Annotated in this window: 15 protein-coding genes; 13 read left to right on the forward strand and 2 right to left on the reverse strand. The window is 68.5% G+C overall.

Annotated features, from left to right (window positions below):
- The first annotated feature begins 509 nt into the window (after positions 1–509).
- The 5 genes from MHN84_RS14155 to MHN84_RS14175 are packed head-to-tail and all read left to right on the forward strand — an operon-like array spanning position 510 to position 4233.
- Entirely contained in the window at positions 510–1370 is an 861-nt protein-coding gene (locus tag MHN84_RS14155) for an oxygenase MpaB family protein (protein ID WP_241205172.1), read from the forward strand.
- Positions 1357–1947 carry a TetR/AcrR family transcriptional regulator gene (locus tag MHN84_RS14160; protein ID WP_241205173.1) on the forward strand — a complete coding sequence of 197 codons (591 nt, stop codon included), beginning with the start codon at positions 1357–1359 and terminating at the stop codon, positions 1945–1947. The genes MHN84_RS14155 and MHN84_RS14160 overlap by 14 nt, the downstream gene beginning before the upstream one ends.
- Positions 1948–1995: 48 nt before the next feature.
- Positions 1996–2337 carry a hypothetical protein gene (locus MHN84_RS14165; RefSeq protein ID WP_241205344.1) on the forward strand — a complete coding sequence of 114 codons (342 nt, stop codon included), beginning with the start codon at positions 1996–1998 and terminating at the stop codon, positions 2335–2337.
- A 43-nt stretch (positions 2338–2380) separates the two neighbouring features.
- Complete coding sequence (locus MHN84_RS14170; protein WP_241205174.1) at positions 2381–2866, forward strand: pyridoxamine 5'-phosphate oxidase family protein; 486 nt, start codon at positions 2381–2383, stop codon at positions 2864–2866.
- Positions 2863–4233 carry a cytochrome P450 gene (locus tag MHN84_RS14175; protein ID WP_241205175.1) on the forward strand — a complete coding sequence of 457 codons (1371 nt, stop codon included), beginning with the start codon at positions 2863–2865 and terminating at the stop codon, positions 4231–4233. Before MHN84_RS14170 ends, MHN84_RS14175 begins: the two co-directional genes overlap by 4 nt.
- Positions 4234–4753: 520 nt before the next feature.
- Here the strand turns inward: MHN84_RS14175 and MHN84_RS14180 are convergent.
- Positions 4754–5134 (reverse strand): nitroreductase family deazaflavin-dependent oxidoreductase, encoded by a 381-nt coding sequence (locus MHN84_RS14180; protein ID WP_241205176.1) that lies wholly within the window; start codon positions 5132–5134, stop codon positions 4754–4756.
- A gap of 76 nt (positions 5135–5210) precedes the next feature.
- Here MHN84_RS14180 and hemL point away from each other — a divergent pair, with 76 nt between their 5' ends.
- From hemL to MHN84_RS14215, 7 genes are all read left to right on the forward strand, one after another.
- Positions 5211–6515, forward strand: a complete 1305-nt coding sequence (gene hemL / locus MHN84_RS14185) for a glutamate-1-semialdehyde 2,1-aminomutase (RefSeq protein ID WP_241205177.1) — start codon at positions 5211–5213, stop codon at positions 6513–6515.
- A gap of 20 nt (positions 6516–6535) precedes the next feature.
- On the forward strand, positions 6536–7117 hold the full coding sequence (locus MHN84_RS14190) for a histidine phosphatase family protein (protein ID WP_241205345.1): 582 nt from the start codon (positions 6536–6538) through the stop codon (positions 7115–7117).
- A complete protein-coding gene (locus MHN84_RS14195; protein ID WP_374238368.1) occupies positions 7114–7695 on the forward strand; it encodes a TlpA disulfide reductase family protein in 582 nt (193 codons plus the stop codon). The genes MHN84_RS14190 and MHN84_RS14195 overlap by 4 nt, the downstream gene beginning before the upstream one ends.
- On the forward strand, positions 7692–8471 hold the full coding sequence (locus MHN84_RS14200) for a cytochrome c biogenesis CcdA family protein (protein WP_241205178.1): 780 nt from the start codon (positions 7692–7694) through the stop codon (positions 8469–8471). Before MHN84_RS14195 ends, MHN84_RS14200 begins: the two co-directional genes overlap by 4 nt.
- 110 nt (positions 8472–8581) lie before the next feature.
- Positions 8582–10114 (forward strand): cytochrome c biogenesis protein ResB, encoded by a 1533-nt coding sequence (locus MHN84_RS14205; RefSeq protein WP_241205347.1) that lies wholly within the window; start codon positions 8582–8584, stop codon positions 10112–10114.
- Entirely contained in the window at positions 10111–11082 is a 972-nt protein-coding gene (gene ccsB, locus MHN84_RS14210) for a c-type cytochrome biogenesis protein CcsB (protein ID WP_241205179.1), read from the forward strand. Before MHN84_RS14205 ends, ccsB begins: the two co-directional genes overlap by 4 nt.
- A 76-nt stretch (positions 11083–11158) precedes the next feature.
- Complete coding sequence (locus MHN84_RS14215; protein ID WP_241205348.1) at positions 11159–12223, forward strand: MinD/ParA family protein; 1065 nt, start codon at positions 11159–11161, stop codon at positions 12221–12223.
- A 4-nt stretch (positions 12224–12227) separates the two neighbouring features.
- Here the strand turns inward: MHN84_RS14215 and MHN84_RS14220 are convergent, their stop codons facing one another.
- Positions 12228–12392, reverse strand: coding sequence for a hypothetical protein (locus tag MHN84_RS14220; protein ID WP_241205180.1), 165 nt, complete (start codon positions 12390–12392; stop codon positions 12228–12230).
- A 48-nt stretch (positions 12393–12440) separates the two neighbouring features.
- On the opposite strand from MHN84_RS14220, the gene MHN84_RS14225 reads away from it, so the two are divergent.
- Positions 12441–12758, forward strand: coding sequence for a DUF4229 domain-containing protein (locus MHN84_RS14225; protein WP_241205181.1), 318 nt, complete (start codon positions 12441–12443; stop codon positions 12756–12758).
- Positions 12759–12807 lie beyond the last annotated feature (49 nt).

Below are 12807 nucleotides of genomic sequence, written 5' to 3' on the forward strand. Positions count from 1 at the left end.
CCCGCGCCAAACGGCCCGCGGTGGCCAACGCGGCCATCGCCCGGGAGCTGGCCGGCTGGTGCTGGTCACTGGCCGTGCTCGAGGAGTAAATCCCCCACAACGTTCAGTAGCTGACGTCGATGCCGGGGTACTGGCGGGCACGCTGACGGTGACCCGCGAGAATGCTATGAGCAACCCCACCCTCGGGGCCACGCTCGTGAATAGACAGCGGTCCACCGTCACTCGAAACACCGTCCTGCGGTAACCAACCCGCGCATTTCAGACTGACAAGCCGTCGCCAAGACACGCGCGCCAGTCCCGACACTCGACACCCAGCACTGACCGACGAAGCGGCGGCCGCAACGACGGTTGAGGCCGCCGCTTCACCCTGCCCACTTGACACAACGCATTCCATATCAGCGTTCCTGGCTGCCGGCCGGCCCGAATCGCAGCCCTGGCTTCTCACTCACGCCGATGTGCCCCGCACCACACCTCTTGGTACAAAGTGCAAAATTTGTAACACTGTTCGCATGACGGAGTTGGCGCAGCAGACCGAACCCCTCGACGACGCGCTGCCCCTGGGCCCGGGCTCGCTGGTGTGGAAGTACTTCGGCGACAACCGGATGTATCTCATCGGCCCGCGTCCGGCGGTGCTGCAGAACATGCTCGCCGAGCTCGGGCAGGGCGTCTACGACCACTCGACGTTCTTCGCCGACACCGCCGAACGGCTGCGGCGCACCATTCCGCCGATCTTCAACACCGTCTACGGCTCCGACACCGACAACGCGGGGACCCAGGTTCGCGACTTCCATCACCACGTCAAAGGCGAACTGCCCGGTACCGACCGCCGCTACCACGCGCTCGACCCGGACACCTATTTCTGGGCGCACGCGACGTTCGTCGAGCAGATCTACTACTTCGTCGACACCTTCGTGAAACGTCTGAGCCCTGCCGAGCGCGAGCAGATCTGGCTGGAATCCAAGACCTGGTATCGCCGATACGGGGTCAGCGACCGGCCGATGCCCGCGACCTATGCCGATTTCGAACGCTACTGGGACACGATGATGGAGCGCGTGCTCATCGCGCACCCGTCGGCGAAGTACGGCGTCGGCTATGTCACCAAGGGGTTCCCCAAGCCCAAGGCCGTGCACCCGCTGGTGTGGCGGATCGTCGCACCGATCTTCAACCCGATCGCCGCCTTCCTGACCACCGGCGGACTCCCGCCCCGAGCCCGCGAGCTGCTCAACCTGCCCTGGTCCGAGCGTCAGGATCGGCGCTATCGACGATTCGCGGCCTTCTGGCGGTCACGGCCTGTCACCTGGACGTGGGACCATCTGCCGATGCGTGTGCGGATGACCGGATATGCGCTCAAGGGCTATGCCCGCGGCTGACGCGACGACACAGATCCTCGACGCCGCCGTGCTCGAGTTCGAGCGGCACGGCTACCGACGTGTCGCGCTCGACGACGTCGCCCGTCGCGCCGGGGTCAGCCGCACCACGATCTACCGGCGCTTCGTCAACAAGGACGAGCTCGTCGGCGCCGTGATCGAACGGGAGAACATCAGGCTGTTCGCGCACATCGCTTCCGAGCTGAAAAGCATTGCGCCGCAAGAGGACTACTATGTCGAGGCGTTCACGCTCTCGATCATGGAGTTCCGCAACCATCGGGTGCTGCACCGCATGGTCGGCGACGATCCCGGGCTGGCGCTCGAACTCGCCGGGCGGTATCACCGCGCCGCCGTCGCGCGGATGATCGACGCGCTGCAGCAGATCTTCCCGCCCGGCTTCGCCGAACGCATCGGCCCCGATGCCGTCGAGGACTTCGCCGACTGCATCCTGCGGTACGCCGAGATGGTGCTGCTACTGCCCAGCGCGCAGCCCGTCGAGACACCCGACGAGATCCGCGCGTTCGCGCGCCGCCACTTCCTGCCGAGCCTCCCCACAGTCCTGCGTGGCGCGCTGGCCTGAGCGCCGTCGACTGTTTCGTTGCTCACACTTTCGGGCAGTCCCATGGCCATGAGCGCCGACGACACCTCCACCGAACAGCGGTCCCCGGACGACACACCCGACGTCCAACTCGAGCACGTGACCGAGACCCCGGATCCCGACAATCAGGAACTCACCGAGAAGCCCGAGGTCACCGACGAGCACCGCGAGAAGGCCAAAGAAATGGCCGAGGCCTACAAAGAAGAGAACCTGCAGACCACCACGCTGCCGGGCAGCAGTGGCACCGTGTCGGGCACGTCGGTGACGGACTGGGTGGACGACGACGACAAGGGCAAGATCGAGACCAGTGCCGACATCGGCAACGTCGAGTACCGCAACACCGAAGAGTTCAAGAAGAAGCTCGACAGCTGACACCTCCGTCGCGACGCGGCGCGTTTGCCTAGGCTTGACGGTCGTGACCCCTCTGGCTCAGATCGCGCCCGCGTTCGTCGAGATGGCCCACTCGATCGTGTGGGCCTCGGTCGCCACCGTCGACGCGGACGGCAAACCGCGCACGCGCATCCTGCACCCGATCTGGGAGTGGGACGGCACCGATCTGTTCGGCTGGATCGCCACCGTCCCCAGCCCGGTGAAGCGGGCTCACCTGGCCGTCCATCCCGAGGTATCGGTCAGCTACTGGACCACGACGCATGACACCTGCAGCGCGGAGTGCCTCGTGGAGTGGTACACCGACGAGGAGACGCGCCGCGATGTCTGGCAGCGGTTCGCCACGGCACCGCAGCCCGTCGGCTATGACCCGGCGATCATCCCGTTCTGGGCCGACGGGCCCACCAGCGAGCAGTTCGCCGTTCTGCGGTTGGCGCCCTACCGCCTGCGGGTGATGCCCGGGTCCACGATGACCGCCGGCGCCGGCGAGGTGCTGACCTGGCGGTCCACGTGACGGTGCGCGACGATCGCACGGTCGACGTGCGGTCGCTGCCTCCGGTTCCGCGCAATCCGTTGCCGTTGCGTGACCTCGTCAAGCTGGTCCGGCGACTCGACACTGGGCAGGAGGTCATCCGCGACGCGGGCGGTCCCGTCACCCGAATCCAGCTGGGGCCCACCGGCGTCGTCCCGGCGATCGTCGCGGTGATGTCCCCGGCCGGAATGCGAGATGTGTTGGGCCGCAACGACGCCGCAACCGATCGGTGCATCATCCACGACGAGGTGCGCCAGATGGCAGGCGACAGCCTGTTCGTGCTGCCCAATGAACAGTGGCGTCCGCGCAAACGCGCGCTGCAGCCGGTGTTCACCAAGCTCAACGTGCGTACGTTCGGCGGCCACATGTCCGGCGCAGCGCAGGCATTCGTGGATCGCTGGCCGGCAGGCGGCGAGGTCGACCTGGACACCGAGTGCCGTCGCGTCGCGATGCAGTCGCTGGGCCGCTCGGTGCTCGGCGTCGACCTCAACGAACGCGGCGACACTATCGCCCGGTGCATGCACGTCGCGTCCTCGTACACCGCTGACCGCGCGTTGCGTCCGGTGCGGGCACCGCGGTGGCTGCCCACCCTGGCGCGGCGGCGCGCGCGCCGCGCCGTCGACGAGATGCGCCGCATCACCGACGAGATGGTCCAGGCGTGCCGGGCTGATTCGGACCGGGACGCGCCGCTGGTGCAGGCGCTGCTCCGGGCGACCGATCCGCAGACCGATCGCCCGCTCACCGACGAGGAGATCTCCAACGATCTGCTGATCTTCATGCTGGCCGGGCACGACACCACGGCGACGGCGTTGACCTACGCGCTGTGGATTCTCGGACGCCACCCCGACATCCAGGACCGGGTGGCCGCCGAGGCCGCAGCGATCGGTGACGGCGAGCTGACCCCGGCCGACGTGTCTCGCCTCGGCTACACCGTGCAGGTGCTGCACGAGGCGGTCCGGCTGTGTCCGCCGGCCGCGGGGGTGGCCCGCGTGGCCACCCGGGACATCGAGGTGACGGGCTATCGGGTGCCGGCGGGCAGCCTGGTGGCTCTCGGCTTGTACGCGCTGCACCATGATCCTGCCCTGTGGCCCGATCCGATGACGTTCGATCCGGACCGCTTCAGCCCGGAGAACGTTGCCGCCCGGGACCGTTGGCAGTTCCTGCCCTTCCTGGGCGGCTCGCGGCCGTGCATCGGCGAGCACTTCGCCCGCCTGGAGACGACGTTGGCGCTGGCCACGGTGGTCCGCGCGATGACCGTGGAGTCGCTCGACGACGACTTCGCCTGCGAGGTGCCGTTCACCACGGTGGCCAAAGGCCCGATCAGGGCACGGCTGACTCCGCGGCGATAGGCGCCCGCCGCCTCGCGTCGGGGTGTCGACCGCCCTCCGCGATCCACACCGACGTCAACCGTGTGATCGGGCAGATGATCAGCAGGGTGAGGGGCACCAGATACGACATGTTCACGCTCTCGTGCTGCCGATGCGTTCATCCGGGGTCATCGTCGTCGTACGTCCTTTCGCTCTCGCGTCGCCACCGATTGTGTTCGGCATACGGGCTCGTCGGGGCGTCCTTGACGCTTCCCTGACGGTCGGACGCGGAACTTTTGCGATGTCCTGACAGCGCGTCGACAGCCGTCGATTCGGCGCCGTAAAAAAGCGCGGCGGGGCCGTAAAGGTTCCGTCAGCGAGCCCGAACTCGATGACCGGCGGGGGTGGAATGTGACTGTGAACCCTGCTCACGCACCCGAAATGAGTGACTTCGTCGAGACCCTGCTCGTGATGGCGGTGCCGGTCGTCGTGATGGTGCTGTTGCGCTACCTGGTCCGACGTGACAATCGCCTGGCGGAGATGGAGTCACCAGGATCGCGCGTCAGTTCCGACGCAACAGCACCGCCTGCTCGAACGGCAGCGCTGCGAACAGCGGCCGCATCCACCCGGTCACCGTCGGTGCCGCCTCGGCCCTACTCACCACCTGCGGATCGGTGACCGTAAACGATCGGCCGTAGCGGCGCATCGTGCCGCAACCGGCCGCGGTCAGGTTCTTCAGCCAATCCCGGTCCGGGCCGTAGGTCAGCAGCACGGCGATCCCGTCGCGGGTCGGGAACACCGTCAAGGGCGTGCGGTACTGCCTGCCCGACGTGCGACCGACGTGGGTGAGAATCCCCATCGTCGGAGCCCAGCCGGCCCACAGCCGCTGAATCGGGTTGGTGACGTGGCGGTTGAACCGCGCCAGTCGTTGCGGCAACTGCATGTGACCATCATCGCCCCGGGGCCGACCACTACACCCTGTAGTTGACCGTTTTGACCCGGCTGGGACACTGGGTGCCATGAGCAGTACCGACGTCTCCGCGAAGCTCTTCGCCGATGCGGCCTCGGTCATCCCCGGTGGCGTGAACTCGCCGGTGCGTGCCTTCGCCGCTGTGGGCGGCACCCCACGGTTCATCACGTCGGCGCAGGGCTGCTGGCTGACCGACGCCGACGGCAACCGCTACGCCGACCTGGTGTGCTCGTGGGGCCCGATGATCCTGGGCCACGCGCATCCCGCCGTGGTCGAGGCCGTGCAGCGCGTCGCCGCCGACGGGCTGTCGTTCGGGGCGCCGACGCCCTCGGAGTCCGAGCTGGCCCGCGAGATCATCGACCGAGTCGCGCCCGTGGAGCGGCTGCGCCTGGTCAACTCGGGCACCGAGGCGACGATGAGCGCGATCCGGCTGGCGCGCGGATTCACCGGCCGGGCCAAGATCGTCAAGTTCTCCGGGTGCTATCACGGCCACAGCGATGCGCTGCTCGCCGACGCCGGCTCGGGGGTCGCGACGCTGGGTCTGCCGTCCTCACCGGGGGTGACGGGTGCGGCCGCCGCTGACACGGTCGTGCTGCCTTACAACAACGTCGCCGCGGTCGAGGACGTCTTCGCCCGGTTCGGCGACGAGATCGCTTGCGTGATCACCGAGGCGAGCCCCGGCAACATGGGCACCGTCCCGCCGCTGCCCGGCTTTAACGCCGCGCTGCGCCGCATCACCGCCGCGCATGGCGCGTTGCTGATTAGTGACGAGGTGATGACGGGATTCCGGGTCAGCCGGTCCGGCTGGTACGGCCTCGATCCGGTCGATGCCGACCTCTTCGCTTTCGGCAAGGTGATGAGCGGCGGGCTGCCTGCGGCGGCGTTCGGGGGCAGCGCCGAAGTCATGGGCCGACTCGCCCCGCTGGGCCCGGTCTATCAGGCCGGCACGCTGTCGGGAAATCCCGTCGCGATGGCGGCGGGGCTGGCCACGTTGCGGGCCGCCGACGATGCCGTGTACGCGACGCTGGACGCCAATGCCGACCGGCTGATCGGCCTCATCGGTGGCGCGTTGACCGAAGCCGGTGTCGCCCACCAGATTCCGCGCGCAGGCAACATGTTCAGCGTGTTCTTCGGCGACGCCGATCCGGTCACCGACTTCGCCTCGGCGAAGGCCACCGAGACGTGGCGGTTCCCGGCCTTCTTCCACGCGTTGCTCGACGCGGGTGTCTACCCGCCGCCCAGCGCTTTCGAATGCTGGTTCGTCTCCACGGCTCTCGATGACGACGCGTTCGCGCAGATCGAGAAGGCGCTGCCCGGTGCGGCGCGCGCCGCGGCTGCGGCGAGCCGCCCGTGATCAAGACTGTGGTGCACGTGATGCGGCACGGCGAGGTGCACAACCCGGAGAAGATCCTCTACGGCCGGCTACCCGACTACCACCTCTCTGAGCGGGGGCAGGCGCAGGCGCGGCGGGTCGCCGAGTGGCTCGCCGGCCGCGACATCACCCACGTGGTCGCGTCACCGCTGGAGCGGGCGCAGGAAACCGCCGCGCCGATCGCCGCGCACCACGGCCTGCCGGTCGGGACCGACGAGGAACTGATCGAGTCGGCCAACGTGTTCCAGGGCCAGAAGGTCTCTCCTGGCGACGGCGCGCTGCGCGATCCGCGCAACTGGTGGCATCTGCGCAACCCGCGCACCCCGTCGTGGGGGGAGCCGTACACCGAGATCGCCGAACGCATGATCCGGGCCGTGCGACGCGCCAGGGGTGCCGCCGCCGGTCACGAGGCCGTCTGCGTCAGCCATCAGCTACCGGTCGAGACGCTGCGCCGCGCGATGACCGACAAGGCGTTGCACCACTTCCCGACGCGGCGCATGTGCAACCTCGCCTCGGTCACGTCGTTCTATTTCCACGACGACGCCTGCGTGGGCTGGGGGTACGCGGAGCTGGCCGGGCAGTGACTCGTCTGGTTGCCCTGCTGATGGCGGCGGTCGTGCTCGCGGGATGCTCGACCGGCAGCGACGCCGTCGCCCAGGGGGGCAGCTTCGAATTCGTCGCTCCCGGCGGCAAGACGGACATCTTCTACGACCCGCCGGCCGAGCGCGGCACACCGGGTCCGGTGTCGGGCCCCGACCTGATGGACACCGGCAAGACGTTGTCGCTCAGCGACTTCACCGGCAAGGTGGTCGTGCTCAACGTGTGGGGTCAGTGGTGCGGGCCGTGCCGCACCGAGATCACCCAACTCGAACAGGTGTACCGGGCGACGAAAGACCGTGGCGTCGCGTTCCTCGGAATCGACGTGCGGGACAACAACATCGATGCGGCGCGTGACTTCATCGTCGACCGCGGTGTGACGTTCCCGTCCATCTACGACCCGGCGATGCGCACCCTGATCGCGTTCGGTGGGCGCTATCCGACCACGGTGATCCCGTCCACGGTGGTGCTCGACCGCCGGCACCGGGTCGCCGCGGTGTTCCTGCGGGAGTTGTTGGCCACCGACCTGCAGCCGGTCGTCGAACGGTTGGCGGACGAGAAGTGAACATCGCCGAGATCGCCTCCAGCGGACCGCTTCTGATCGCCGTCGGCATCAGTGTGCTGGCCGGTGTGGTGTCGTTCGCCTCGCCGTGTGTGGTGCCGCTGGTGCCGGGCTACGTGTCGTATCTGGCCGCCGTCGTCGGTGTCGAGGATTCGCCGGCCGCACCGGGGGCGTCGGTGACGATGCGCGGGGCGCGCCTGCGGGTCGCCGGCGCCGCGGCGTTGTTCGTGGCCGGTTTCACCGCGGTGTTCCTGCTCGGCACCGTCGCAGTGCTGGGGATGACGACGACGTTGATCACCAACGAGGTGCTGCTGCAACGTCTCGGCGGCGTGGTGACGATCCTGATGGGGCTCGTGTTCGTCGGGCTGGTGCCCGCGCTGCAGCGAGATACCCGGTTCACCCCGCGTCAGATCTCCACCCTCGGCGGCGCTCCGTTGCTCGGGGCGGTGTTCGCGCTGGGGTGGACGCCGTGCCTGGGGCCGACGCTGACCGGGGTGATCGCGGTGGCCTCGGCGACCGAGGGCAGCAATGTCGCTCGCGGCGTGGTGCTGGTGATCGCCTACTGCCTGGGCTTGGGAATCCCGTTCGTACTGCTGGCGTTCGGTTCCGCCCGTGCGGTCAGCGGCCTGGGCTGGCTGCGCCGCCACACCCGCGCCATCCAGATCTTCGGGGGCGTGCTGCTGATCCTGGTCGGCACCGCGCTGGTCACCGGCCTCTGGGGCGAGTTCGTGTCCTGGGTGCGCGATGCGTTCGTCAGCGACGTGAGGCTCCCGATCTGATGGTCACCTCCTCTGCGCGAGCAGACATGAACTCGAGCAATCGGGGCCCGCAGCGCTCGAGTTCGCGTCTGCTCGCCCTGATCCGGAACACCTGGCGGACGCTGACGTCGATGGGCACCGCGCTGGTGCTGCTGTTCCTGCTGGCGCTCGCCGCGATCCCGGGCGCACTGCTGCCGCAGCGCAGCCTCAACGAGAGCAAGGTCGCCGAGTACCTCGCCGAGCACCCGACGATCGGGCCCTGGCTGGACCGCGTGCAGGCCTTCGACGTGTTCTCCAGCTTCTGGTTCACCGCGATCTACGTGTTGCTGTTCGTATCGCTGGTCGGCTGTCTGACCCCCCGGCTGGCCGAACACGTACGCAGTCTGCGCGCCGACCCGGTCGCCGCACCGCGCAACCTGGGACGGCTGCCCAAGCACCACATCGCACAGGTCGACGGCGAGATCACTGCGGTGGCCGAGGCGATGGACCGGCAACTGTCCGGCTGGCGGCGGTTCACCCGCAGCGCGGGGAGCGCAACAGAGATCTCCGCGGAGAAGGGCTATCTGCGCGAGTTCGGCAACATCGTGTTCCACTTCTCGCTGCTGGGTCTGCTCGTCGCGGTCGCGGCCGGCAAGCTGTTCAGCTACGAGGGCAACGTCATCGTCGTCGCCGACGGTGGGCCCGGCTTCTGCTCGGCGTCGCCCGCAGCGTTCGACTCCTTCCGGGCGGGCAACACCGTCGACGGCACCTCGCTGTATCCGATGTGCGTGCGGGTCAACGACTTCCAGGCGAATTACCTCGACAACGGACAGGCCACGTCCTTCCAGGCCGACATCGACTACCAGGCCGGTGACGATCTGACGTCGGGCACCTGGCGGCCCTACCTGCTGAAGGTCAACGAGCCGTTGCGCGTCGGCGGTGACCGCGTCTACCTGCAGGGCCACGGCTACGCACCGACGTTCAGCGTGACGTTCCCCGACGGCCAGACCCGCACGCAGACACTCCAGTGGCGCCCCGAGGACCAGATCACCTTTCTGTCCTCGGGCGCGATGCGCTTCGACCCGCCGGGCGGGACGTATTCCGACGAGCGGGAGCGGCGCCGCAACCAGATCGCGATCCAGGGCCTGTTCGCCCCGACCGAGCAACTCGACGGCACGCTGCTGTCGTCGAAGTTCCCGGCGCTGAACGATCCCGCGGTCGCCATCGACATCTACAAGGGCGACACCGGACTGGACACCGGCCGTCCCCAGTCGCTGTTCTCACTGGATCCTCGGATGATCGACCAGGGCCGGTTGACCAAGGTCGCCCGCGTCAACCTGAGCAAGGGCCAGGACACGCGGCTGCCCGACGGCACGATCGTGCGCTTCGACGGCGCGGTGCCGTTCGTCAACCTGCAGGTCTCCCACGACCCCGCCCAGGTCTGGGTGCTGGTGTTCGCGATGACGATGATGGGCGGACTGATCGTGTCGCTGGTGGTGCGTCGTCGCCGCGTCTGGGTGCGTCTGACGTCGGGACCGCCGGGTACCGTGAACGTCGAGCTCGGCGGGCTGGCGCGCACCGACAATTCAGGGTGGGGCGACGAGTTCGAGCGCCTCACGGCGAAGTTGCTCTCGGCTGCCGGGGGCACCACACCGTCCAGGGAGAAGGAAACGGATCGGGCATGAACACCACCCACATCGATCTCGGGCTGGCCCGCTACTCCGACTGGGCGTTCACGTCGTCGATCGTCGTGCTCGTGGTGGCCCTGCTGCTGCTCGCCGTCGAGCTGGCCTACAGCCGTGGGCGCCGGGTCGAGCATCGCGATCTCGTGGCCGCCGGCTCGGTGGCCGGTGACGGACCCGGTCGGGTGTACGACGCGCCGCGGCGGCCGTTCGACGAGCGGATCGGGTCGGCCGGCCTGGCCATGGTGTACGTCGGCATCGGCCTGTTGCTGGCCTGCATCGTGCTGCGCGGACTGTCCACGGCGCGGGTGCCGTGGGGCAACATGTACGAGTTCATCAACCTGACCAGCTTCTGTGGTCTGGTGGCGGGTGCCGTGGTCCTGCGGAAACCGCAGTACCGGTCGCTGTGGGTGTTCGTGCTGGTGCCGGTACTGATCCTGCTGACGGTGTCGGGCAAATGGCTGTACTCACATGCCGCCCCCGTGATGCCGGCGCTGCAGTCCTACTGGCTGCCCATCCACGTCTCTGTCGTCAGCCTCGGCTCCGGGGTGTTCCTGGTGGCCGGGGTGGCGAGCATCCTGTTCCTGCTGAAGATGTCTGCGCTGGGAGATGCCGGCCGCACCGACACCATCGGCCGCATCGTGTCGCGGCTGCCCGACGCGCAGACACTCGACCGCATCGCCTACCGGACCACCATCTTCGCGTTCCCGATCTTCGGGTTCGGCGTGATCTTCGGCGCCATCTGGGCCGAGGAGGCGTGGGGCCGCTACTGGGGTTGGGACCCCAAGGAGACGGTGTCGTTCATCGCCTGGGTCGTCTACGCGGCGTACCTGCACGCCCGGTCGACGGCCGGCTGGCGCGACCGCAAGGCCGCCTGGATCAACGTGGTCGGCTTCGTCGCGATGGTCTTCAACCTGTTCTTCATCAACCTGGTGACGGTCGGACTGCACTCGTACGCCGGCGTCGGCTGAGACCGGGTGTAGGAATGATCGGGTGGTGACCGATACGCCGGGGAGCTTTCGCGCGCAACATCGATTCTCCGACCCGATGGCCGAGGTACCGGCGGAGTGGACGGCGCCGACGCCGCCGCGGGGCTTGCCGAGGGTGACCGTCGCCGACGCTGCCCCCCGACCCGGCTCCGACGTTCCCGATCCGCCGCCGTATCTGGATCTGTCGACGGTCGCGCTGCTGGGCAAGGCCCGCAAGGGGCCGTCGTCGGGATGGCGGAAGTGGCTGTACCGGGGTTCCGGTGGTCTCGTCGACGCGGGGGAGAGCCCGCGCGCCGTGCGGCACGACCAGCTGGTGGCGCAGGTCCAGACACCGCTGCGCAGCTGCTACCGGATCGCGATGCTGTCGCAGAAGGGCGGCGTGGGCAAGACGACGATCACCGCGACGCTCGGTGCGACGTTCGCGAGTACCCGTGGCGACCGGGTGGTCGCGGTGGACGCGAACCCCGACCGCGGCACGTTGAGCCAGAAGGTGCCGGTGGAAACCGCCGCGACAGTCCGGCACCTGTTGCGTGACATCGAGGGCATCGACTCCTACAGCGATGTGCGGCAGTACACGTCGCAGGGCGCCAGCCGGCTCGAGGTGCTGGCGTCGGAGAGTGATCCGGCGGTGTCGGAGGCGTTCAGCGCCGACGACTACGGGCGCACGCTCGACCTGCTCGAGCGGTTCTACAGCGTGGTGCTCACCGACTGCGGGACGGGCATGCTGCATTCGGCGATGTCAGCCGTGCTCGACAAGGCCGACGCGCTCGTGGTGATCAGTTCGGGCTCGGTGGACGGGGCGCGCAGCGCGTCGGCGACCCTGGACTGGCTCGACGCGCACGGGCGAGAAGACCTGGTGCGCACCTCGATTGCGGTCATCAACGGGGTGCGGCCGCGGTCGCGGCGCAGCGACAGGAAGGTCGACCTCGACAAGGTCGTCGACCACTTCACCCGACGCTGCCGAGCCGTCTGCCAGGTTCCGTTCGATCCGCATCTGGAAGAAGGCGCCGAAGTGGCCCTCGAGCGATTGCGCCCCGCGACCTCAGAAGCGCTGCTGGAGTTGGCTGCGACCGTCGCGCAAGGCTTTCCGGGCGCGCGGCAGTCGTCGCCGTCGCCGGCCTAGCCGATCAGGACCGCGGTTTGTCGTCGCGCGGGGTGATCCGGCGCAGGAAATCGGGATCGTCGTCGGGTCCGATGGTCCGCGTGCGCGGGCGCTGCGCAGACATCCGGGCCACCCGCCATCCGACGTAGACCAGTGCGGCCAGCACGAGAATCAGGAGCAAATAGGCCACTCGAAACCTCCTTCCTGTCAATATACGCGCCCTCGGTAGGCTCGGACCGTGACTGACGAACGGCCTCGATCCCGGCTGCTGCTCGACGTCGCGGCGTACGTGGTGGCCCGCCTCGTCCTCGTCGTGGTGGTCACCGCGGCCATCCTCGGCATCGGAGCACTGATCGGGCTACAGGACTTCCCCGTCGTGGTGGCACTGATGTTCGCGATCGTGATCGCACTCCCGCTGGGCATCTGGTTGTTCGCCCCGCTGCGGCGGCGGGCCACCGAGAGCATCGCCGCGTTCGACGAGCGCCGCCGCACCGAACGCGCGCAGCTACAGGCCCGGCTGCGGGGAGACGATCCGTCCGGCCCCGAGAAGGGCTGACCGGCCCCAGCAAACTTCAGCGGAATACTCACCGGAAGCGGTGGGTAAC

Source organism: Mycobacterium sp. PSTR-4-N, from assembly GCF_022348085.1.
Classification (GTDB): Bacteria; Actinomycetota; Actinomycetes; order Mycobacteriales; family Mycobacteriaceae; genus Mycobacterium.

Coding starts and splice junctions, on each gene's coding strand:
- MHN84_RS14155 (WP_241205172.1), top strand. CDS start 510: ATGACGGAGTTGGCGCAGCAGACCGAACCCCTCGACGACGCGCTGCCC.
- MHN84_RS14160 (WP_241205173.1), top strand. CDS start 1,357: ATGCCCGCGGCTGACGCGACGACACAGATCCTCGACGCCGCCGTGCTC.
- MHN84_RS14165 (WP_241205344.1), top strand. CDS start 1,996: ATGAGCGCCGACGACACCTCCACCGAACAGCGGTCCCCGGACGACACA.
- MHN84_RS14180 (WP_241205176.1), bottom strand. CDS start 5,134: ATGCAGTTGCCGCAACGACTGGCGCGGTTCAACCGCCACGTCACCAAC.
- hemL (WP_241205177.1), top strand. CDS start 5,211: ATGAGCAGTACCGACGTCTCCGCGAAGCTCTTCGCCGATGCGGCCTCG.
- MHN84_RS14190 (WP_241205345.1), top strand. CDS start 6,536: ATGCGGCACGGCGAGGTGCACAACCCGGAGAAGATCCTCTACGGCCGG.
- MHN84_RS14205 (WP_241205347.1), top strand. CDS start 8,582: ATGGGCACCGCGCTGGTGCTGCTGTTCCTGCTGGCGCTCGCCGCGATC.
- ccsB (WP_241205179.1), top strand. CDS start 10,111: ATGAACACCACCCACATCGATCTCGGGCTGGCCCGCTACTCCGACTGG.
- MHN84_RS14215 (WP_241205348.1), top strand. CDS start 11,159: ATGGCCGAGGTACCGGCGGAGTGGACGGCGCCGACGCCGCCGCGGGGC.